20 protein-coding genes are annotated in these 19696 nt (G+C 66.5%); 5 read left to right on the forward strand and 15 right to left on the reverse strand.

The genetic code is table 11. The annotated features are described in order from the left end of the window. Positions 1-37: 37 nt before the first annotated feature. From trpA to asd, 6 genes are all read right to left on the reverse strand, one after another. Positions 38-859, reverse strand: a complete 822-nt coding sequence (gene trpA / locus R1Z03_RS10130; RefSeq protein ID WP_284424282.1) for a tryptophan synthase subunit alpha — start codon at positions 857-859, stop codon at positions 38-40. Further along, complete coding sequence (gene trpB, locus R1Z03_RS10135; RefSeq protein ID WP_284424281.1) at positions 856-2124, reverse strand: tryptophan synthase subunit beta; 1269 nt, start codon at positions 2122-2124, stop codon at positions 856-858. Before trpB ends, trpA begins: the two co-directional genes overlap by 4 nt. Then, positions 2124-2873 (reverse strand): phosphoribosylanthranilate isomerase, encoded by a 750-nt coding sequence (locus R1Z03_RS10140; RefSeq protein ID WP_317359280.1) that lies wholly within the window; start codon positions 2871-2873, stop codon positions 2124-2126. The genes trpB and R1Z03_RS10140 overlap by 1 nt, the downstream gene beginning before the upstream one ends. Beyond that, a complete protein-coding gene (gene truA / locus R1Z03_RS10145; RefSeq protein ID WP_284430072.1) occupies positions 2870-3709 on the reverse strand; it encodes a tRNA pseudouridine(38-40) synthase TruA in 840 nt (279 codons plus the stop codon). Before truA ends, R1Z03_RS10140 begins: the two co-directional genes overlap by 4 nt. A gap of 49 nt (positions 3710-3758) precedes the next feature. Continuing rightward, complete coding sequence (locus tag R1Z03_RS10150) at positions 3759-6458, reverse strand: FimV/HubP family polar landmark protein (protein ID WP_317359283.1); 2700 nt, start codon at positions 6456-6458, stop codon at positions 3759-3761. 263 nt (positions 6459-6721) lie between these two features. Next, positions 6722-7852 carry an aspartate-semialdehyde dehydrogenase gene (asd, locus tag R1Z03_RS10155; protein WP_284395903.1) on the reverse strand — a complete coding sequence of 377 codons (1131 nt, stop codon included), beginning with the start codon at positions 7850-7852 and terminating at the stop codon, positions 6722-6724. Positions 7853-8162: 310 nt separating this feature from the next. Here asd and R1Z03_RS10160 point away from each other — a divergent pair, with 310 nt between their 5' ends. Next, entirely contained in the window at positions 8163-8960 is a 798-nt protein-coding gene (locus tag R1Z03_RS10160; protein WP_317359286.1) for a hypothetical protein, read from the forward strand. Positions 8961-9063: 103 nt separating this feature from the next. Here the strand turns inward: R1Z03_RS10160 and leuB are convergent, their stop codons facing one another. From leuB to grpE, 9 genes are all read right to left on the reverse strand, one after another. Next, positions 9064-10134, reverse strand: coding sequence for a 3-isopropylmalate dehydrogenase (leuB, locus tag R1Z03_RS10165; RefSeq protein ID WP_284407027.1), 1071 nt, complete (start codon positions 10132-10134; stop codon positions 9064-9066). A 91-nt stretch (positions 10135-10225) separates the two neighbouring features. After that, on the reverse strand, positions 10226-10891 hold the full coding sequence (gene leuD / locus R1Z03_RS10170) for a 3-isopropylmalate dehydratase small subunit (RefSeq protein ID WP_317359288.1): 666 nt from the start codon (positions 10889-10891) through the stop codon (positions 10226-10228). A gap of 38 nt (positions 10892-10929) precedes the next feature. Further along, on the reverse strand, positions 10930-11334 hold the full coding sequence (locus R1Z03_RS10175; RefSeq protein ID WP_317359290.1) for a hypothetical protein: 405 nt from the start codon (positions 11332-11334) through the stop codon (positions 10930-10932). 41 nt (positions 11335-11375) lie between these two features. Then, positions 11376-11474, reverse strand: a complete 99-nt coding sequence (locus R1Z03_RS10180; RefSeq protein WP_372588273.1) for an entericidin A/B family lipoprotein — start codon at positions 11472-11474, stop codon at positions 11376-11378. Between the two features lie 67 nt (positions 11475-11541). Further along, the gene (leuC, locus tag R1Z03_RS10185; RefSeq protein WP_272567918.1) at positions 11542-12963 is read right to left on the reverse strand and encodes a 3-isopropylmalate dehydratase large subunit; all 1422 of its coding nucleotides are present in this window, start codon (positions 12961-12963) and stop codon (positions 11542-11544) included. Between the two features lie 39 nt (positions 12964-13002). After that, positions 13003-13938 (reverse strand): LysR family transcriptional regulator, encoded by a 936-nt coding sequence (locus R1Z03_RS10190; protein WP_284430077.1) that lies wholly within the window; start codon positions 13936-13938, stop codon positions 13003-13005. Between the two features lie 149 nt (positions 13939-14087). Continuing rightward, positions 14088-15233: a molecular chaperone DnaJ gene (gene dnaJ, locus R1Z03_RS10195; protein WP_272567922.1), complete on the reverse strand. Its 1146-nt coding sequence runs from the start codon at positions 15231-15233 to the stop codon at positions 14088-14090. Between the two features lie 88 nt (positions 15234-15321). Further along, positions 15322-17277 carry a molecular chaperone DnaK gene (dnaK, locus tag R1Z03_RS10200; RefSeq protein ID WP_284430078.1) on the reverse strand — a complete coding sequence of 652 codons (1956 nt, stop codon included), beginning with the start codon at positions 17275-17277 and terminating at the stop codon, positions 15322-15324. 104 nt (positions 17278-17381) lie between these two features. After that, positions 17382-17942 (reverse strand): nucleotide exchange factor GrpE, encoded by a 561-nt coding sequence (gene grpE, locus R1Z03_RS10205; protein ID WP_272567926.1) that lies wholly within the window; start codon positions 17940-17942, stop codon positions 17382-17384. A 218-nt stretch (positions 17943-18160) separates the two neighbouring features. Between grpE and rpsF the strand changes: the two genes are divergently transcribed. The 4 genes from rpsF to rplI are packed head-to-tail and all read left to right on the forward strand — an operon-like array spanning position 18161 to position 19610. Beyond that, complete coding sequence (gene rpsF / locus R1Z03_RS10210) at positions 18161-18538, forward strand: 30S ribosomal protein S6 (protein ID WP_272551597.1); 378 nt, start codon at positions 18161-18163, stop codon at positions 18536-18538. Between the two features lie 16 nt (positions 18539-18554). After that, positions 18555-18845: a primosomal replication protein N gene (priB, locus tag R1Z03_RS10215; RefSeq protein ID WP_272551598.1), complete on the forward strand. Its 291-nt coding sequence runs from the start codon at positions 18555-18557 to the stop codon at positions 18843-18845. 18 nt (positions 18846-18863) lie between these two features. Further along, positions 18864-19145, forward strand: coding sequence for a 30S ribosomal protein S18 (gene rpsR, locus R1Z03_RS10220; protein WP_011794373.1), 282 nt, complete (start codon positions 18864-18866; stop codon positions 19143-19145). Between the two features lie 12 nt (positions 19146-19157). Then, complete coding sequence (gene rplI / locus R1Z03_RS10225; protein ID WP_272551600.1) at positions 19158-19610, forward strand: 50S ribosomal protein L9; 453 nt, start codon at positions 19158-19160, stop codon at positions 19608-19610. Positions 19611-19696 lie beyond the last annotated feature (86 nt).

Raw genomic sequence — 19696 nt, forward strand, 5'->3', positions numbered from 1 at the left:
CAGCCGGTGCGCCACGGACCGGGCGCGCGGGCTGCAATTATGCGTCCAGCGCCTTGCGCACCCCCCGCAGGAAGTCGATGGTGACGGGCACCACCTTCTCGTGCGGCTGGTCTTCCAGCAACTGGATGATGCGGCTGCCGATGACCACGGCATCGGCCACGCGCCCGATCGCCTGGGCCGTGGCCGCGTCGCGGATGCCGAAGCCCACGCCCACGGGAATGTGCACATGCCGGCGGATGACGGGCAGCATGGCCTCGACGGCGGTCGTATCGAGAGCGCCCGAGCCGGTCACGCCCTTGAGGGACACGTAGTACACGTAGCCGCTGGCCACGCGCGCGACCTGCTGCATGCGCTGTTCCGTGCTGGTGGGCGCCAGCAGGAAGATCAGGTCCATGCCGTGTTCGCGCAGGCTGGCCGCGAACGCTTCGCTTTCCTCGGGCGGGTAGTCGACGATGAGCACGCCGTCCACGCCCGCCTCGGCGGAATCGCGCACGAAGGCGCCTGCGCCATGGATCTGGTCGTAGCGCTCCACCGGGTTGGCGTAGCCCATCAGCACGACGGGCGTCTTGTCGTTGCGCTGGCGGAAATCGCGCACATGGCCCAGGACCTGCACCATGCCCACGCCCAGCGAGAGCGCCTTTTCCCCGGCCTTCTGGATCACCGGGCCGTCGGCCATGGGGTCGGAGAAGGGCACGCCCAGTTCGATCACGTCGGCCCCGGCTTCGACCATGCCATGCATGAGCGCCGGCGTGATGTCGGCGAACGGAAAGCCGGCGGTCACATAGGGAATGAGCGCCTTGCGCCCCTTGGCCTGCAGTTCTGCGAAGGTGTTCGCGATGCGGTTGCGCGGCGAGCTCATGCGGCAGGCCCTCCCTTGACCCCGAGGCCACGCATGGAGGGCCGGTCGTACACATCGGCCCCCGACAGGTCGGCGACCGTGCCGATGTCCTTGTCCCCACGGCCCGACAGGTTCACCAGGATGGACTGGTCGGCTGGCATGGTCTTGGCGAGTTTCATGGCGTAGGCCACGGCATGGCTGGATTCCAGCGCCGGAATGATGCCTTCGGTGCGACACAGGTAATGGAAGGCGGCCAGCGCCTCGGCATCGGTGATCCCGACGTATTCGGCACGGCCGATTTCCTGCAGCCACGCGTGCTCGGGCCCGACGCCCGGGTAGTCCAGGCCCGCGCTGATGCTGTGCGTTTCGGTGATCTGGCCGTTCTCGTCCTGCAGGATGAACGTGCGGTTGCCGTGCAAGACGCCCGAGCTGCCGCGCTGCAGCGAGGCGGAGTGCTTGCCGCTGTCCAGTCCCTCGCCGGCGGCTTCCACGCCAATCAGGCGTGTCTTCTCATAGGGAATGTAGGGGTGGAAGATGCCCATGGCATTGCTGCCGCCGCCCACGCAGGCGATCACCGCGTCGGGCTGCTGGGTGCTGGCCTTCTGCTCGGCCAGCATGGCCGGCATCTGTTCCAGGCACTCGGTGCCGATCACGCTCTGGAAATCGCGCACCATCATGGGGTAGGGGTGCGGGCCCGCCACCGTACCGATGATGTAGAAGGTGTCGTCCACATGGGCCACCCAGTCGCGCATGGCTTCGTTCAGCGCGTCCTTGAGCGTCCTGCTGCCCGAATCGACGGGCACGACGGTCGCGCCCAGCAGCTTCATGCGGTACACGTTGGGGCTCTGGCGCTTGACGTCCTCCGAGCCCATGTACACCACACATTCGAGGCCATATCGCGCGCAGATGGTGGCCGTGGCGACGCCGTGCTGGCCTGCGCCCGTCTCGGCGATGATGCGCGGCTTGCCCATGCGCCGGGCGAGCATCGCCTGGCCGATCACGTTGTTGATCTTGTGGGCGCCGGTGTGGTTGAGGTCTTCGCGCTTGAGGTAGATCTGCGCGCCGCCCATCTCACGGCTCATGCGTGCCGCGTGGTAGACGGGGGAGGGGCGCCCCACGAAGTGCTTCAGCTCCGAATGGAATTCGGCCAGGAACTCCGGATCGTTCTGGTAGCGGGCATAGGCCTCGCGCAGTTCGGTCAGGGCGTGGGTGAGTGTTTCGCTCGCGAAACTACCGCCATAGGGGCCGAAATGGCCGGCGGCGTCGGGTTGCTGGTAGGAAAGCATCAATGAATCTTTGCAAATTGCGCATCGGCCGCCTGCACGGCGGCGATGAAGCGTTGGATCTTGCCGGCGTCCTTGATGCCCCGCAACGGCTTGCCGTCGGGGCCATCGGCTTCCACGCCGGAACTGACGTCAACCGCGAGCGACAGGCCGCGCGGCCGCACCTGCAAGATGCCATCGGTCACGTTTGCAGGCGTGAGTCCACCAGACAAAACGAGGTGAGAGCCGACGCTTGGAGGTAGAAGTGACCAATTGAATGCCTTGCCGCCTCCGCCATAACCTTCGACATGGGCGTCGAGCAGGATGGCCTGGGCGCGGGAGTGGGTTGCCGCGAATTGTACGAGGTCGAACCGCGCCGCACCGTCGCCAAGGGGAATGCGTGCCGCTCGCAGGAACGGCCGCGCGCCGTCCGCAGTTGCCGCCCAGCAGTCTTGAGGCGATTCATCCCCATGGAATTGGACCGTTGCCGACGGAATCATTGTGCAGGCTGCTATCACTTCTGCAGCATTGGCATTCACGAACAACAGCACCGGCGTCACGAACGGAGGCAGTCTGCGGGCCAAGGCCGCGGCGCGTTGCGGCGTGATGCCGCGCGGGCTGGCGGCGTAGAGCACGAACCCCACCGCATCGGCACCGGCCGCCACGGCCGCATCCACATCGTCCTCGCGAGTCAGGCCGCAGATCTTGACGCGGGTGCGGTGGTGGGGAGGGATAGGGACAGGCGGAGGGCTGGCGGGCTGGGAGCGGCTCATGGAAGCCAATCATACGCAGCGGTGCGCAGGGGCAGACCCCATGCGGCATCGTAGAGCGGTCCCTGAAAGTACAGCCCGTCGGGCGAAAACGTGGGCGCGGCCGCATCGCGCGAGCGGGCCCGCAACACCTCGTGCATCCAGCTGGCGGGCTGATTTCCCTGCCCGATCGCGACCAGGCAGCCCATGATGTTGCGGATCATGTGGTGCAGGAACGCATTGCCCTCGAACTCGAATCGCCAGTAGCAGGGCTGCCAGTCGTGCGGCGGTGCATTGGCCGGCGGGCCGGCATCGCCTTCGGCGGGGCCCCGCCGCGTGATCGTGATGCGCTGCAAGGTCTTGACCGGCGATTTGGCCTGGCAGGCCGATGCCCGGAACGAGGTGAAGTCGTGCTCTCCGAGCAGGTGGGCGGCGGCTTCGCGCATGGCGCTGCCGTCCAGCGGATGAAATACCCAGCCCACGCGCGCACTGTCCACGCTGGGGCGCACAGGCGACTGCAGCAGCACATAGGCGTAGCGGCGGGACGTCGCGCAAAAACGCGCATGGAAGGTCTCCGGCACCGGGTGCGCCCATTGCACGGCGATGTCGGCAGGCAGGAAGGTGTTGGTGCCGCGCACCCAGGAAAACGGCGTGCGGTCGAGCGGCGTATCGAAATGGACCACCTGCATGAGCCCGTGCACGCCCGCATCGGTGCGGCCGGCGCAGATGGTGGACACGGGTTGCGTGGCAAAGCGGCCGAGCGCCGCTTCCAAGTGGTCTTGGATGGTTCTGCCGGAAGACTGGCTCTGCCAGCCGTTGTAGCCCTGCCCGTTGTAGCTGACGCCGAGCGCCATCCTCATGGATGGCGTCCCGGTGCGGCAGGGAGCGTGGCGGCGCTGGTGCCGTGCATCAGCCCAGTTCGGACAGCAGGCGTTGCGCCCGTGTCTTGAGCGCGCCGGACGATTCGGCGATGACTTCTTCGATGAGGGTGCGTGCACCTTCGCTGTCGCCGATGGCGTTGAATTCTTCCGCCAGGGCAAGTTTGGTCGCCAGCGGATCGTCGGGCAGGGCCGGGGTCGCTTGCGGAAGATCCTGCACGGCCGGGCTGGCGGATGGGCTGGTATTGCCGGCAGGCGTGTCCAGGTCCAGCGACAGCGCTCCGAGGTCGAATTCGAGCGGCGCCGGGCCCGATGGGGCGGCTTCGGCGGACGACAGCGGTGCCGGAGCGGAATCCATCAGTCGCAGGTCGGTCGGGAATTCCAGGTCGGCCGTGTCGGGAGGTGGCGACAGCGGGTCGGCCGCGGTGGCCACCGGCTTGTCCCATGACGGATCGGGCAGGTCCAGGGCACCCGTGTCCAGTGCGGGTGGCTCCGAAACGGCGGGGGCCGGCGTCGGTGCGGGAGCCCAGGCCGGCGCGGCGGCCATGGCACCAGCGGCGGCGGCCGCAGCGGCGAAGGCACCCGGTGCGGCAGGTGGCGCGGGCGGCGCCTCGGTCAGGGCGTCGTCCGCCAGATCGAGGTCGAGGTCCAGATCGGGCGGCAGGGCCGCGCTGGTGGCGCCGGCCATCTGCGGACGGCCGTCCGTGAAGGTGCTGGCAAAGCCGTTGCCGGTGTTGGGGCCGTCGTCGTCCAGGACCACGCCAGGGCGGCCGCCGGGTTGGTACAGCGGGTTCTCGGGGTCGAGTTCTCGGCCCAGTTCGGACACGCGGGCCCAGTCGGGGCCTTGGCCATCGGTCAGCCGGAAGACATCCTGCGCCACGGCTTCCAGCGCCTTGCGGTCCTGGCGCTTGGCATAGATCTCGCCGAGCTTGACGTGGACCGAGGTGCGGTCCGGGTTGTGGCGCACGGCCTCCTTGAGGATCTCTTCGGCCTGCAGGTCGCGGCCATAGGCCAGATACACGTCGGCTTCGGCCACGGGATCGACATCGCCGCCGGCATCGAGCTGGCTGGGCGAATAGGCCATCGAAGAACCGGTGCTCAGCTGGCTGCTGGCCGTGTCCACGCGCTGGCCGCCGCTGGCGCCGAAGAACGAATCCGGCTGCAGCTTGCTTTCCATGAACGAACTGTCCACCGCGTGCTGGTTGCGGCGGTTCTGGACCGTGCGGTAGACGCCATAGCCCAGCAGCAACGCCAGCAAGGCGCCACCGGCCAATGGCAGCATGGGGTCGTCGAACAGGTTGGAGAAGAAGCCTGGCTCCTCCGTGTCGGGGGCTGGGGCGGGCACGGCAACGGGCGCTGGCGCCGGTGCGGGCGCAGGGGCTGCCACCACGGGCGGGGCTGGCTCGGCACTCGCCACGCTGGATGCCGGGGTTGCCGCCGCGCTGGCGGGCGTCACGGCAGCAGCGGGGGCCGCAGGGGCGCTGGCCACGCTGGCGGGGGCTTGTGGCGCGGGCGCCGCAGCGGGCGGTACCACGGCGCCCGTGGCCACGGCTGCGCCCGTCGCGGCGCTGGCGGCGGCTGCGGGCGCGCTGCCGGAGCCCGTGGACACCGGCGCGGAGGCGGTTCCGAGCTTGTTCAGGTCGGAGATGTTCTTCGACAGCTCGGCCATGCGCGCCGATGCGGCGCTGGCCTGCTTGTCCTTGGCCACCTGGTCTTCAGCAGCCTTCTGGCCTTGCACGGCGCCCTTGGACAGGGTGAGCTTGTCTGGCGCGGCCGTGGCGGGCTTGCGGTCCTCGACCTGGGTCTGGACCTTGCCGCTGGCCGAACGCTCGGCGGCGGCCACCTCGGCGGAGGGTGCGGCACCGGCCAGGCGGCGGCGGAATTCGTTGAAGTCGCGGCTTTGCGCGGCAATGATCTGGCGTGCCTCGCCGGGGGGAGTGGCCCGTGCCTGGGTTTCATCGGGCAGTTGCAGCACCGCGCCCGATTTCAGCCGGTTCACGTTGCCACGGATGAAGGCGTCGGGGTTGGAACGCATCATCGCCACGAGCATCTGGTCGAGCGACACGCCAGCGGGGCGGTTGGCGGCGGCCAGGCGGCCCGCGGTATCGCCGGCCTGCACGGTGACCGAGCCGGCGGCACCCGCCGGGGCAGGCGCTGCGGCAGGGCGGGGCGTAGGGGCTGGCGCCGGGCGTGGTGTGGCGGTGGCTGCCGCTTGGGACGGCGCCGACTCGGTAGCCCGGGGCGTGCGCGGGGCCGGTGCAGCGGCCGGTGCGGACGGCGCCGTCACCTGGGGCGATGCGGTCACGGTGGCCGGCGCGCGGCGCAGGGCCGGCGGGTCGAACAGCATGGTGTAGCTGCGCACGATCTGGCCGGAGTTCCAGGTGGCATCCAGCACCAGATCGACGAAGGGGTCGTTGATGGGGCGGTCACTGGTGAGCTGCAACACCATCGAGCCATCGCTGCGGCGCTGCAGTTGCACGCGCAGGCTGTTCAGCGCGGGCGACACTTCCATCCCCTGGGCGCGGAACACCTGAGGGGACGCGGGGGCTGCCCGCAGCGAATCCGCTTCGGCGGCAGTGATCTGGGGCAGCTCGATCTCGGCGCGCAGGGGCTCGCCAAGGGCGGACTGCACGGTAAGGCGGCCCAGGGCGAGAGCATTCGCATCGGTGGCATACAGGCCGGCCGACATGACGGCCGCGGCGGCCAGGATTGAGAGTTTCCAACGATGCATGTGTGCCATCAACAAAAGAGGATTGTGCGGTCTGGCAAGGTGCCAGATTCAGGCAGTTTTGGTTCCGCGCGTAAGCGTGAAAATGTGTAAAAAGCACAATAGCATCAATGTTTTGCACTGACAAGCTGAGCCAAGGCGCAACCTTTGGGCGCCTTTCAGAAGGGCAATGTGCACCGCAGCAATGTTGTCAAAGGACAACGAGCAGTAACAAAACGTTGGTGCTTAAACGCGCTGACACCGGCTCGGTGTCAGCGCCCGCCGCGTCATTCGGCCAGCAGGATGCGCAACATGCGGCGCAGCGGTTCGGCGGCACCCCACAGCAGTTGGTCGCCGATGGTGAACGCGCCGATGTATTCCGGCCCCATCGCCATCTGGCGGATGCGGCCCACGGGAATCGTCATGGTGCCGGTCACGGCCACGGGGGTCAGGTCCTTCAAGGTGGCTTCGCGCGTGTTGGGCACGACCTTCACCCACTCGTTGTCGGCGGCGATCATGGCCTCGATGTCGGCCACGGGCACGTGCTTCTTCAGCTTGAAGGTGAGGGCCTGGCTGTGGCAGCGCATGGCGCCCACCCGCACACAAAAACCGTCCACAGGCACCGCGGGCGTGTCGAAGCCTTCGCCCTGGCCCATGATCTTGTTCGTCTCGGCCATGCCCTTCCACTCTTCCTTGGACATGCCGTTGCCCAGGTCCTTGTCGATCCAGGGGATCAGGCTGCCGCCCAGGGGCACGCCAAAGTTGGCGGTTTCCGCGTCCGACAGGCTGCGCTGCTTGGCGATGACCTTGCGGTCGATTTCCAGGATGGCGCTCTTGGGATCGTCCAGGAGCGAGCGCACTTCCGCGTTCAGCGTGCCGTATTGCGTCAGCAGTTCGCGCATGTGCTGGGCGCCGCCGCCGCTGGCTGCCTGGTAGGTCTGCGTGCTCATCCACTCGACCAGGCCGGCCTTGTACAGCGCACCCACGCCCATCAGCATGCAACTCACGGTGCAGTTGCCGCCGATCCAGTTCTTGCCGCCTTTGGCCAGGGCATCCTGAATCACGGGCAGGTTGACCGGGTCCAGCACGATGACCGCGTCTTCCTTCATGCGCAGCGTGGAAGCGGCGTCGATCCAGTGGCCGTTCCAGCCGGCGTCGCGCAGCTTGGGAAACACTTCGGTGGTGTAGTCGCCGCCCTGGGCGGTCAGGATGATGTCGCAGCGCTTGAGGGCGTTGATGTCGAAGGCGTCCTGGAGCGTGGTTTCGTTCTTGGCCTGCGCCGGGGCCTTGCCGCCTGCGTTCGACGTGGAGAAGAACACGGGCTCGATGAGACCGAAATCGCCTTCGGCCTGCATGCGGTCCATCAATACGGAGCCGACCATGCCGCGCCAGCCGACCAAACCTACCAACTTGCTCATTTCAACGCCCCTATTCAGTTTAAGAAACAGTACCCGACCGGGACTTTTCGCCTGGCTCGTCTGGCCAGGAAGGGCGCACGACGAACCAGGCTGGATCAGCCCTTAATGGTCGTGGTTTTGGTGGTGGTTGCGCGCGCGGCCCCACCGGCCAGGGCGGCGGGTGCAGTGTTCAGCAGGGTGAACGGGCGGGCGGCAAACATAGGCGGCGATTGTAGCGGAAGGCCTTTTGCCGACGGTGCTGTTTTTTGAGGGGCGGCGGGAGGTGTTGTTTAACATCCGGCCTTTTTCCACGTCAAAGGTCCCTCACCGCATGCGCATCGTCGCCACCGCCTTTCTTGCCCTGGCCGCTCTGTTGAGCGGCTGCAATGCCTCACAGGACAGCCCAGCATCGATCGCGCCGCAGGAGACGCAGAGGGTTCGCGATGCCGTCGATGAACTGGCCCGCCAGGATTTTCCGGCCATCGAGGCCCGGCTGGCGCCCCGGTTGCGCACCGCCGATCTGCGGCAGAACCTGGGCCGGATGGCGGCATTGATCCCCCCGGGACCGCCCCAATCCGCCGAGGCGGTGGGCGTTCAGGTTCTGAAGACCGATTCCGCCACCTTCCACCACCTCACGCTCGAGTACGAGTATCCGCAGTCCTGGCTGGTCGTCTCTGCCATGCTGGAGCAGCGCGACGGCGCGGTCGTCTTCAATGCACTGCAGGTGACGCCGGCGTCGCAGTCCCTGGCCGCCACCCACCGCTTTTCGCTGGAAGGCAAAACGCCGGGCCACTACCTGTTCCTCGCGCTCGCGATCGGCATTCCGCTCGGGATCGTCTATACGCTGTGGGTCTGCGTCCGCACGCCGATCCCGAAGCGCAAGTGGCTGTGGTGTGCCGGGGTGGCGGTGGGCGTGGTGCAGTGCCATCTGGACTGGACCACGGGCGCATGGTCCGCGCAGTGGTTGAGCCTGCAGCTGCTGGGAGCGGGCTTTGCGAAGGCCGGGCCCCAGGCTCCGCTCATCCTCACCATCTCCGCACCGGTGGGGGCGCTGGCCTTCTGGGTGCGTCGCCGGTCCTTCGTTCGCGCGGCATCGGCCGCGCCGCAGGCCGCACCCGACGCGCGCTGATACCAGCGATCGCCAACGCCTGGACCGATAAAAAAAAGGGTGGCCGGCAGGCCACCCTTTTGGGCAGGAACGGCCCGCTTCAGCGCGTGCCGGGCTGCAACGGTCAGCCCAGGGCCTTCACCACGGCGTCGCCCATCTGCGCCGTGCCCACCTTCGTGGTGCCTTCGCTCCAGATGTCCGGCGTGCGCAGGCCTTGGGCCAGCACGTTCTGTACGGCCGCTTCGATGCGCTGGGCGGCCGCTTCCTGGTTCAGGCTGAAGCGCAGCATCATCGCGGCGCTCAGGATGGTGGCCAGCGGATTGGCCACGCCCTTGCCGGCGATGTCGGGCGCGCTGCCATGGCTGGGCTCGTACAGGCCCTGGTTCTTGCTGTTGAGGCTGGCCGAGGGCAGCATGCCGATGGAGCCGGTGAGCATGGAAGCCTCGTCCGACAGGATGTCGCCGAACATGTTGCCGGTGACCACCACGTCGAAGGCCTTGGGCGCCTTCACGAGTTGCATGGCCGCGTTGTCCACGTACATGTGCTGCAGTTCCACGTCGGGGTACTGCTGGCCCACTTCGGTGACCACGTCCTTCCAGAACTGGAAGGTTTCCAGCACGTTGGCCTTGTCCACGCTGGTGACCTTCTTGCTGCGCTTGCGCGCGGCCTGGAACGCCACGTGGGCGATGCGCTCGATCTCCGGCTTGGAGTAGCGCATGGTGTCGAAGGCCTCTTCGGCACCGGGGAAGTGGCCGTCCACGGCCGTGCGCCGGCCGCGCGGCTGGCCGAAGTAGATGTCGCCCGTCAGCTCGCGGATGATGAGGATGTCGAGGCCCGAGATCAGCTCGGGCTTGAGGCTCGAAGCGCCCACCAACTGCTCGTAGCAGATGGCCGGGCGGAAATTGGCGAACAGCCCCAGGTGCTTGCGCAGGCCCAGGATGGCCTGTTCGGGGCGCAGGGGGCGGTCGAGCTTGTCGTACTTCCAGTCACCCACGGCGCCGAACAGCACGGCGTCGGCGTCCTGCGCCAGCTTCAGCGTGGCTTCGGGCAGCGGGTGGCCGTGGGCCTCGTAGGCGGCGCCGCCGACCAGGGCGGACTCCATCTCGAACGGAAGGCCCAGCACGTCCAGCACCTTGACGGCCTCTGCCACGATTTCCGTGCCGATGCCGTCGCCCGGCAAAACTGCGATTTTCATGTCTTTGCTTCTCTTTTGATAGCGATATGCCCTAGTGCTTATTGCGCTGCGGGCCGATTGGACACTTGATGTTTGGCTGCTGCCGTGCAGATCAGCCCGCCATGGTGTGGGCCAGCCAGGGCTTGGTGGCCAGGCGCTGGGCCTCGAACGCCTTGATCTTGTCGGACTGCCGCAGGGTCAGGCCGATGTCGTCGAACCCGTTGAGCAGGCAGTACTTGCGAAAGGCGTTCACCTCGAACGGAATCTCTTCGCCCACGACCTCGTCGCGGTTCTGGCGCACGATCACCTGGCGCTCCAGATCGATGGTGAGCTGGTAGCCGGGAAAGGCGTGCACCTCATCGAACAGCTGCGCCACGGTGGCCTCGGGCAGCACGATGGGCAGCAGGCCGTTCTTGAAGCAGTTGTTGAAGAAGATGTCCGCGAAGCTCGGCGCGATCACGGCGCGAAAGCCGTATTGGTCCAGCGCCCAGGGCGCGTGCTCGCGGCTCGATCCGCAGCCGAAATTCTTGCGCGCCAGCAGGATGGACGCGCCGGCGTAGCGGGGCTGGTTGAGCACGAAGTCCGGGTTGGGCTTGCGGCTCGCCGGGTCCTGGCCCGGTTCGCCGTGGTCCAGGTAGCGCCACTCGTCGAACAGGTTCACGCCGAAGCCGGTCTTCTTGATCGACTTGAGGAACTGCTTCGGAATGATGGCGTCGGTATCGACGTTCTCGCGGTCCATGGGGGCCACGAGGCCTTGGTGGAGGGTGAATTTCTGCATGGTATGTGTCCGTGAAAGGGCTCGAAGGCAGCGGTGCGTTACTGCCCGTTGCTCCAGGTGCCGCCCTTGATGGCGGCGGTGGATGTTTCGCAGGCCTTGCGTTTTTCCTGCACGGCTTCGGGCGACAGGTTGTAGTAGTAGGCGTCCAGCGGCTGGCCCATCAGCCCCTTGCACGCGCCACTGGCGGGCCGGGGGCACTGCGCGAGGAAGGTCACCTTGCCTGCCTTGCCCCCGAGCTGGGCCGAGGTCTGCGCCAGGCCGTTGCAGCTCGCCTTGAGCTGCTCGGCCGGAATGCCGGCGGTGAACTCCATGCAGTCCTTCACCGCCACGGTTTTGCCGGCGACGGGCACGTTGCCTTCGATCACGCAGGCGCGGTCGGCCGCCAGGGCCGTGGCGCAACCGCCCAAAAGCCAGGCGGTGAAGAGGGGCCATACGGCTTTCATGCGGCGGTTCTTTCTGGAGGTCTGGCGCGTGGCATGGCCGGTCATTTGGCGGCCCGTTCGATGGCGCTGCCCGCGCGTTGCACGTCCTGGCCCATGCCCTTGACGGTGTTGCAGCCGGCCAGCAGGCAAGCCAGGGCCAGGGTGAGAAGGGTGGCGGTCTTGTTCACGGCAAGTGTCCTTGGGGTGAATGGAATGCAGCCGTGGCGCTCAGGCGAACTGGCGCACGTCCACGAAGTGCCCGTGCACGGCGGCCGCGGCGGCCATGGCCGGCGAGACCAGGTGGGTGCGTCCGCCCGCGCCCTGGCGGCCTTCGAAGTTTCGGTTGCTGGTGGAGGCGCAGCGCTCGCCGGGCTCCAGGCGGTCGGCGTTCATGGCCAGGCACATCGAGCAGCCGGGCTCGCGCCATTCGAAGCCCGCGGCCTTGAAGATCTCGTGCAGGCCTTCGCGCTCGGCCTGCTCCTTCACCAGGCCGGAGCCGGGCACCACCATGGCCAGCTTGATGTTCTTGGCGACCTTCTGGCCCAGCTTCTTGACCACCGCGGCGGCTTCGCGCATGTCCTCGATGCGGCTGTTGGTGCACGAGCCAATGAACACCTTGTCCACGAAGATGTCGTTCAGCGCCTTGCCGGGCTCCAGGTTCATGTAGGTGAGCGCGCGCTCCATGGCGCCGCGCTTGTTAGCGTCCTTTTCCTTGTCGGGATCGGGCACGCGGGCATCCACGCCCAGCACCATCTCGGGCGAGGTGCCCCAGGTAATCTGCGGCACGATGTCCGCGGCGTTCAGCGTGACCACCGTGTCGAAGTGCGCGTCGGCATCCGACTGCAGCGTCTTCCAGTAGGCGACCGCCTGGTCCCATTCCACGCCCGAGGGCGACAGCGGCCGGCCCTTCACGTAGTCGATGGTCTTGTCGTCCACCGCCACCAGGCCGGCGCGCGCGCCCGCCTCGATGGCCATGTTGCAGACCGTCATGCGGCCTTCGATGCTGAGGGCGCGGATCGCCGGGCCGCCGAACTCGATGGTGTAGCCGGTGCCGCCCGCCGTGCCGATCTTGCCGATGATGGCCAGCACGATGTCCTTGGCCGTCACGCCGGGCGCGACCTGGCCGTCCACGCGGATGAGCATGTTCTTGGCCTTCTTGGCCAGCAGGGTCTGCGTGGCCATCACGTGCTCGACCTCGCTGGTGCCGATGCCGTGCGCCAGCGCGCCGAAGGCGCCGTGCGTGCTGGTGTGGCTGTCGCCGCACACCACCGTCATGCCGGGCAGCGTGGCGCCGTTCTCGGGGCCGATCACGTGGACGATGCCCTGGCGCTTGCTCATGAACGGGAAGAACGCCGCGGCGCCGACCTCGGCGATGTTCTTGTCGAGCGTGGTGATCTGCTCCTTGCTGATCGGGTCGGTGATGCCGTCGTAGCCCCGCTCCCAGCCGGTGGTGGGCGTGTTGTGGTCCGCCGTGGCGACGATGGAACTGACGCGCCAGACCTTGCGGCCGGCCTGGCGCAGGCCCTCGAACGCCTGCGGGCTGGTCACTTCGTGCACCAGGTGGCGGTCGATGTAGAGGATGGCGGTGCCGTCCTCCTCGGTGTGGACGACGTGCTCGTCCCAGATCTTGTCGTACAGGGTGCGTCCCATGGCGGTCTCTTTGGTGGGTTTCAGGTGGGGTGGATGATTTTAGGAAGGCTCGGGCGGGGCAGGTGGCACCAAGTGTTCGACCAGCAGCCGGGCCGTGACCGGCAGGGTGTCGAAGTCGCGGGCCACCAGGCGCAACTCGCGCTGGCCCCAGGGTTCGTCGAGCGCGACGGACTGCAGCCGGCCCACGCCGCGCATCAAAGCGAAGGCCCGGTCCGGCAGCAGGCCCACGCCCAGGCCGTTGTCGATCATGCGGCACATGGCATCCAGCCCGGTGACCTGGATGCGCTGGCGCAGCGGGCGCCCGGCCTGCGCGGCCGCCTGTTGCATGGCCAGGCTGATGCTGCTGTTGGCCTGCAGGCCGACGATGTCGCAGTCGAGGATTGCTTCAAATTTGATAGCAGCATGCCGGGACAATGCATGCCCCTGCGGCACGACGAGCACCAAGCGGTCGCTGCGGTAGGGGCGGCTTTGCAGGCCCTCGGGTTCGGCGGCGGCGCCGGTGTGGCACAGCCCCAGGTCGGCCGCGCCCTCGCGCACGGCTTGCAGCACGTCGGGGCTCAGGTGTTCCTGCAGGTCGATTTTGACCTGGCTGTGCGCGCGGGCGAAGGCCCCCAGGTCCTCGGGCAGGAACTGCACGATGGCCGAGATGTTGGCGTGCATGCGCACATGGCCGCGCACTCCGTCGGCGTACTCGCTCAGTTCGCCTTGCATGCGCTCCAGGCCGAACAGCACGGTGCGGGCGTGGTGCAGCAGGCTTTCGCCAGCGGGCGTGAGGGTGACGCCGCGGCTGTGCCGGTAGAGCAGGGCTGTGTCCACCGCGGTTTCCAGGTCGGACAGGCGCTTGCTGACGGCGGAGGCGGCGATGAACTCCCGCTCCGCCGCGCGGCCGATGCTTCCCAGCTCGCAGACGGCCACGAAGAGCTGCAGCGAGGTGAGGTCGATTCGGCGCGCAAAACTGCGCTCGGAGCTTTTCATCGTGGTTGGAGAATTCTCTGAATCAGAGAGTTGCCGTATTTTCTCCCATGAAAATGCCGCGAGCCATCGTGGTATGCGATGGATTTGCTGCCCATTCACGCAAAAAAAGGCGCCCGAAGGCGCCGTTGGCGGTCAAGGCCTGGCTGCGATCAGCTGAACAGGTTCTTCAGCCGGTCGGTCCAGCTTTCGCCGCTGGGCGAGTGCTTGGCGCCGCCTTTCTTGAGCGACTCCTCCAGTTCGCGCAGCAGCTTGCGCTGGTGCTCGGTCAGCTTGACCGGCGTTTCGACCGCGATGTGGCAGTACAGGTCGCCGGGGTAGCTGGCCCGCACGCCCTTGATGCCCTTGCCGCGCAGGCGGAACTGCTTGCCGGCCTGGGTGCCTTCGGGAATGTCGATGGCCGCCTTGCCCTGCAGCGTGGGCACTTCGATTTCGCCGCCCAGCGCGGCCGTGATGAAGCTCACCGGCACCTGGCAATGCAGGTCGTCGCCGTCGCGCTCGAAGATGTCGTGCTTCTTCAGGCGGATCTCGATGTACAGGTCCCCCGGCGGGCCGCCGTTGGTGCCCGGCTCGCCGTTGCCGGTGCTGCGGATGCGCATGCCGTCGTCGATGCCGGCGGGGATCTTCACTTCCAGCGTCTTTTGCTTCTTGACCTTGCCCTGGCCGTGGCAGGTGGTGCAGGGCTCGGGAATGATCTTGCCCGTGCCGCGGCAGTGCGGGCAGGTCTGCTGCACGCTGAAGAAGCCCTGGCGCATCTGCACCGTGCCGGCACCGGCACAGGTGGTGCAGGTCTTGGCGCTGGTGCCCGGCTTGGCGCCGCTGCCGTGGCAGGTCTCGCACGATTCCCAGGAGGGAATGCGGATCTGCGCGTCCTTGCCCTTGGCCGCCTCTTCGAGGGTGACCTCCATCGCGTAGCTCAGGTCGTTGCCGCGATAGACCTGGCGCCCGCCCTGGCCGCGCCCGCGCGCCCCGCCCTGGCCGAACATGTCGCCGAAGATGTCGCCGAAGGCCTCGGCAAAGCCACCGAAGCCTTCCGCACCCGCGCCGCCGGGGCCGCGCATGTTCGGGTCCACGCCCGCGTGGCCGTACTGGTCGTAGGCGGCCCGCTTCTGCGGATCGGAGAGCATTTCATAAGCCTCTTTGGCTTCCTTGAACCGCTCTTCGGCAGGCTTGGCCGCGTCACCCTGGTTGCGGTCAGGGTGGTGCTTCATCGCGAGCTTGCGATAAGCCTTCTTGATCTCTTCGTCCGAGGCGTTCTTTGGAACGCCCAGAACTTCGTAAAAGTCTCTCTTGGACATGGTCTTTCCGAGCTCGGTTGGAACAGGAACGCCGCGCTGACCCCTGTGCAGGGCCCGGCGCGGCGGCTAGTCGGGCACGCGAGCGCGCTCAGCCTTTCTTCACTTCCTTCACTTCAGCGTCCACCACGTTGTCGTCGTGCGGCGCTGCGCCGGCGGAGGACGAGGCACCGCCCTGGGGCGCTGCACCTTCCGTGCCACCTGCTGCCGCAGCCTGGGCGGCCTGCGCTTCGGCGTACATCTTCTCGCCCAGCTTCTGGCTGGCGGTCATCAGCGCGGTCGTCTTGTCGTCGATGGCGGCCTTGTCCTCGCCCTTGAGCGCGTCTTCCAGGGCCTTCACGGCGGACTCGATCTGCTCCTTCTCGGCCGCATCGAGCTTGTCGCCGTGCTCGGCGAGGCTCTTGGTCACGCTGTGCACGGCGGCTTCGCCCTGGTTGCGCGCCTGGACCAGTTCCAGCTTCTTCTTGTCGTCGGCCGCGTTCAGTTCGGCGTCCTTCACCATCTTCTGGATCTCTTCCTCGGACAGGCCCGAGTTCGCCTTGATGGTGATCTTGTTTTCCTTGCCCGTGCCCTTGTCCTTGGCGCCCACGTGCAGGATGCCGTTGGCATCGATGTCGAAGCTCACCTCGATCTGCGGCACGCCGCGGCCTGCCGGCGGAATGCCTTCCAGGTTGAACTCGCCCAGCAGCTTGTTGGCGCTGGCCAGTTCGCGTTCGCCCTGGAACACCTTGATCGTCACGGCCGGCTGGTTGTCGTCGGCGGTCGAGAAGGTCTGTGCGAACTTCGTCGGGATCGTGGTGTTCTTGCTGATCATCTTGGTCATCACGCCGCCCAGCGTTTCGATGCCCAGCGACAGCGGCGTCACGTCCAGCAGCAGCACGTCCTTGCGGTCGCCCGACAGCACCTGGCCCTGGATGGCGGCGCCCACGGCCACGGCTTCGTCCGGGTTCACGTCCTTGCGCGGGTCCTTGCCGAAGAACTCCTTGACCTTGTCCTGCACCTTGGGCATGCGGGTCATGCCGCCGACCAGGATCACGTCATGGATGTCCGACACGCTGATGCCGGCGTCCTTGATGGCCGTGCGGCAGGGGGCGATCGTGCGTTCGATCAGCTCTTCCACCAGCGCTTCGAGCTTGGCGCGCGTGAGCTTGATGTTCAGGTGCTTCGGGCCCGAGGCGTCCGCCGTGATGTAGGGCAGGTTGATGTCGGTCTGCGCGCTGTTGGACAGCTCGATCTTGGCCTTCTCGGCCGCTTCCTTCAGGCGTTGCAGGGCCAGCACGTCCTTGGACAGATCGACGCCCTGGTCCTTCTTGAACTCGGAAATGATGTAGTCGATGATGCGCTGGTCGAAGTCTTCGCCGCCCAGGAACGTGTCGCCGTTGGTGGACAGCACTTCGAACTGTTTTTCGCCATCGACGTCGGCGATCTCGATGATGGACACGTCGAACGTGCCGCCACCCAGGTCATACACGGCGATCTTGCGGTCGCCCTTTTCCTGCTTGTCCAGGCCGAAGGCCAGGGCCGCGGCCGTGGGCTCGTTGATGATGCGCTTGACGTCCAGGCCCGCGATGCGGCCGGCGTCCTTGGTGGCCTGGCGCTGGGCGTCGTTGAAGTACGCGGGCACCGTGATGACGGCTTCCGTCACCGGCTCGCCCAGGTAGTCTTCGGCGGTCTTCTTCATCTTGCGCAGGATGTCGGCGCTGACCTGCTGGGCCGAGATCTTGTTGCCGCGCACTTCGACCCAGGCGTCGCCGTTGTCGGCCGCCGTGATCTTGTAGGGCATCAGGTCGATGTCCTTTTGCACTTCCTTTTCGGTGAACTTGCGGCCGATCAGGCGCTTGATCGCGTACAGCGTGTTCTGCGGGTTGGTGACGGCCTGGCGCTTGGCCGAGGCGCCGACCAGCACTTCGCCGTCTTCCTGGTACGCCACGATGGAGGGCGTGGTGCGCGCGCCTTCCGAGTTCTCAATCACCCGCGTGGTGTTGCCTTCCATGATGGACACGCAGCTGTTGGTGGTGCCCAGGTCGATACCGATGATTTTTCCCATGTTGTTCTCCGAGATTTTGAAAAAGATTTGGATGCCGATAACTTGTGGATAACTTGGCCGGCTTCAAGCCGTCGCCGTCAGTTTTTCTTTGGGTCGGCGGGTGCTTACTTGGGCGCGGACACCGTGACCAAGGCCGGGCGCAGCACGCGCTCGGCGATCACGTAGCCTTTTTGCAACACGGACACCACCGTGTTGGGCTCCTGGTCGGCCGGCACCATGCTGATGGCCTGGTGCTGGTGCGGGTCGAACTTGTCGCCTGCATTGGGGTTGATGGCCAGCACCTTGTTGCGCTCCAGGGCGGAGGTGAGCTGGCGCAGCGTGGCGTCCGAGCCTTCGCGCAACTGTTCGATCGTGGCGTCCTTGATGGCCAGGGCCGCGGCCAGGCTATCGGCCACGGGGAGCATGCTTTCCGCGAAGCTCTCGATGCCGAACTTGCGGGCCTTGGAGATTTCCTCCTCGGCGCGGCGGCGGGCGTTCTCGGCCTCGGCCTTGGCGCGCAGGAATTGGTCGGCGAGATCGGCGCTCTTGGCCTTCAGCTCGGCCAGTTCGCCCTGCAGGCGGCCCAGTTCATCGGAGGCATGTGCCGCCATCGCGGCTTCGACTTCTTCAGGAGAGGGGGAGGCGTCCCCATGAGAGGCGGTGGCTGGATTGTTTTGATCGGACATGTCGATTTCTTCTGAAAGTGAACGGTACGCGCGGCAAATGGGTGCCACCCGGCGGATTTCAAGCGAAAAGGCGACGTTTGCACGCAGATGCGTCGGGCTGGCGTCGGTCTCGGCCGGCGTGAGTGTACAAGCGACCGGCCTTGGGGCTATAATCGCCGGCTTTGCCTTGCCACACCGCTTCTAGACGCAGCGGGTGGTTTCATCCACAAGGAGTTTGCATGCGTCACTACGAAATCATTTTGTTGATCCATCCGGATCAAAGCGAACAAGTTCCAGCCATGCTGGAGCGCTACAAGGGCATGATCGTCGCCGGCGGCGGCAAGGTGCACCGCGTGGAAGACTGGGGCCGCCGTCAACTGGCGTACCTGATCAACAAGCTCGCCAAGGCCCACTACCTGTGCGTGAACATCGAAGCCGACCAGGCCGTGATGGCGGAACTGGAGCATGCATTCAAGTTCAACGACGCCGTGCTGCGCCACCTGACGGTTCAAAAGAAGAAGGCCGACACGGGCCCTTCCTCCATGATGAAGACCGTCGAGCGCGAAGAAGCCCGCAAGGCCAGCCAGGCCGAGTTCGCCGCTTCGGGCGAGCGCTGATCCATCGACTGGAGGAGTGGAAAACCACGTTGTCCTCACCGCCTGTATCGCCGAGGCTCAGGCCCTGCGCTACACGCCCGCTGGCCTGCCGGCCCTGGATCTGAAGCTCGAACACGGGTCTCAGCAGCAGGAAGCCGGTGCACAGCGCGAGGTCAAGGCGGTCGTGAAGGCCATTGCCTTCGGCACGCTCGCAGAGCGGCTGGCAAGACAGGCGCTCGGCAGCCTCTGGATCTTCCGGGGGTTTCTGGCGACGTCGCGCAACGGCAAGGGGCTGGTGTTCCACATCCAGGATATTCAACAAGATTAATTTTCAAGAGGTCCGAAAATGGCCACGTTCAAGAAGTTCAACAAAGACAAGCGCCCGAAGCGCAACACCCAGTCGCTGCTGTTCAAGCGCAAGCGCTTTTGCCGCTTCACCGTCGCCGGCGTCGAAGAGATCGACTACAAGGATGTCGACACGCTGCGTGACTTCATCGCCGAAAACGGCAAGATCATCCCCGCACGCCTGACCGGCACGCGCGCCATCTACCAGCGTCAGCTGAACACCGCCATCAAGCGCGCGCGCTTCCTGGCCCTGGTGCCTTACAGCGACCAGCACAAGATCTAAGGAGCAACAGTCATGCAAATCATCCTGCTCGACAAGGTTGTGAACCTCGGCAACCTCGGCGAAATCGTCAAGGTCAAAGACGGCTATGCCCGCAACTTCCTGATTCCTTCGGGCCGCGCACGCCGCGCCACCGAATCCGCCAAGGCTGAATTCGAAGCCAAGCGCGCCGAACTCGAAAAGGCCGCTGCCGCGAAGCTGGCCGAGTCCCAGGCCCAAGGCGAAAAGCTCGGTGGCACGACCATCAAGCTGACGCAAAAGGCCGGCGTGGACGGCCGCCTGTTTGGTTCCGTGACCAACCACGACATCGCCGAAGAGCTGAACAAGCAAGGCTACAAGGTCGTGAAGTCGCAGATCCGCCTGCCCAACGGCCCGATCAAGGTCGTCGGCGACAACACGGTGAGCGTGGCCCTGCACACCGACGTGGTGGTGGACGTGACCGTGTCGGTCTACGGCGAAACCGCCTAACGAAAAAGCGCTGCCTCTGGCATCGACCGCGAAGCCGCCCTCGGGCGGCTTTCGCGTTTCTGGCCTGCTGTTCCATGCACCGGTCA

It is taken from the genome of Acidovorax sp. BLS4 (genome assembly GCF_032929295.1).
Classification (GTDB): domain Bacteria; phylum Pseudomonadota; class Gammaproteobacteria; order Burkholderiales; family Burkholderiaceae_C; genus Paracidovorax.

Excerpts from the sequence above, each read along its gene's own strand:
- R1Z03_RS10160 (WP_317359286.1), top strand. The coding sequence starts at position 8,163 with ATGCGCATCGTCGCCACCGCCTTTCTTGCCCTGGCCGCTCTGTTGAGC.
- rpsF (WP_272551597.1), top strand. The coding sequence starts at position 18,161 with ATGCGTCACTACGAAATCATTTTGTTGATCCATCCGGATCAAAGCGAA.
- R1Z03_RS10140 (WP_317359280.1), bottom strand. The coding sequence starts at position 2,873 with ATGAGCCGCTCCCAGCCCGCCAGCCCTCCGCCTGTCCCTATCCCTCCC.
- leuB (WP_284407027.1), bottom strand. The coding sequence starts at position 10,134 with ATGAAAATCGCAGTTTTGCCGGGCGACGGCATCGGCACGGAAATCGTG.
- truA (WP_284430072.1), bottom strand. The coding sequence starts at position 3,709 with ATGAGGATGGCGCTCGGCGTCAGCTACAACGGGCAGGGCTACAACGGC.
- asd (WP_284395903.1), bottom strand. The coding sequence starts at position 7,852 with ATGAGCAAGTTGGTAGGTTTGGTCGGCTGGCGCGGCATGGTCGGCTCC.
- rplI (WP_272551600.1), top strand. The coding sequence starts at position 19,158 with ATGCAAATCATCCTGCTCGACAAGGTTGTGAACCTCGGCAACCTCGGC.
- grpE (WP_272567926.1), bottom strand. The coding sequence starts at position 17,942 with ATGTCCGATCAAAACAATCCAGCCACCGCCTCTCATGGGGACGCCTCC.
- R1Z03_RS10175 (WP_317359290.1), bottom strand. The coding sequence starts at position 11,334 with ATGAAAGCCGTATGGCCCCTCTTCACCGCCTGGCTTTTGGGCGGTTGC.
- trpA (WP_284424282.1), bottom strand. The coding sequence starts at position 859 with ATGAGCTCGCCGCGCAACCGCATCGCGAACACCTTCGCAGAACTGCAG.
- trpB (WP_284424281.1), bottom strand. The coding sequence starts at position 2,124 with ATGCTTTCCTACCAGCAACCCGACGCCGCCGGCCATTTCGGCCCCTAT.
- R1Z03_RS10190 (WP_284430077.1), bottom strand. The coding sequence starts at position 13,938 with ATGAAAAGCTCCGAGCGCAGTTTTGCGCGCCGAATCGACCTCACCTCG.
- rpsR (WP_011794373.1), top strand. The coding sequence starts at position 18,864 with ATGGCCACGTTCAAGAAGTTCAACAAAGACAAGCGCCCGAAGCGCAAC.
- leuD (WP_317359288.1), bottom strand. The coding sequence starts at position 10,891 with ATGCAGAAATTCACCCTCCACCAAGGCCTCGTGGCCCCCATGGACCGC.
- dnaJ (WP_272567922.1), bottom strand. The coding sequence starts at position 15,233 with ATGTCCAAGAGAGACTTTTACGAAGTTCTGGGCGTTCCAAAGAACGCC.
- dnaK (WP_284430078.1), bottom strand. The coding sequence starts at position 17,277 with ATGGGAAAAATCATCGGTATCGACCTGGGCACCACCAACAGCTGCGTG.
- R1Z03_RS10150 (WP_317359283.1), bottom strand. The coding sequence starts at position 6,458 with ATGCATCGTTGGAAACTCTCAATCCTGGCCGCCGCGGCCGTCATGTCG.
- leuC (WP_272567918.1), bottom strand. The coding sequence starts at position 12,963 with ATGGGACGCACCCTGTACGACAAGATCTGGGACGAGCACGTCGTCCAC.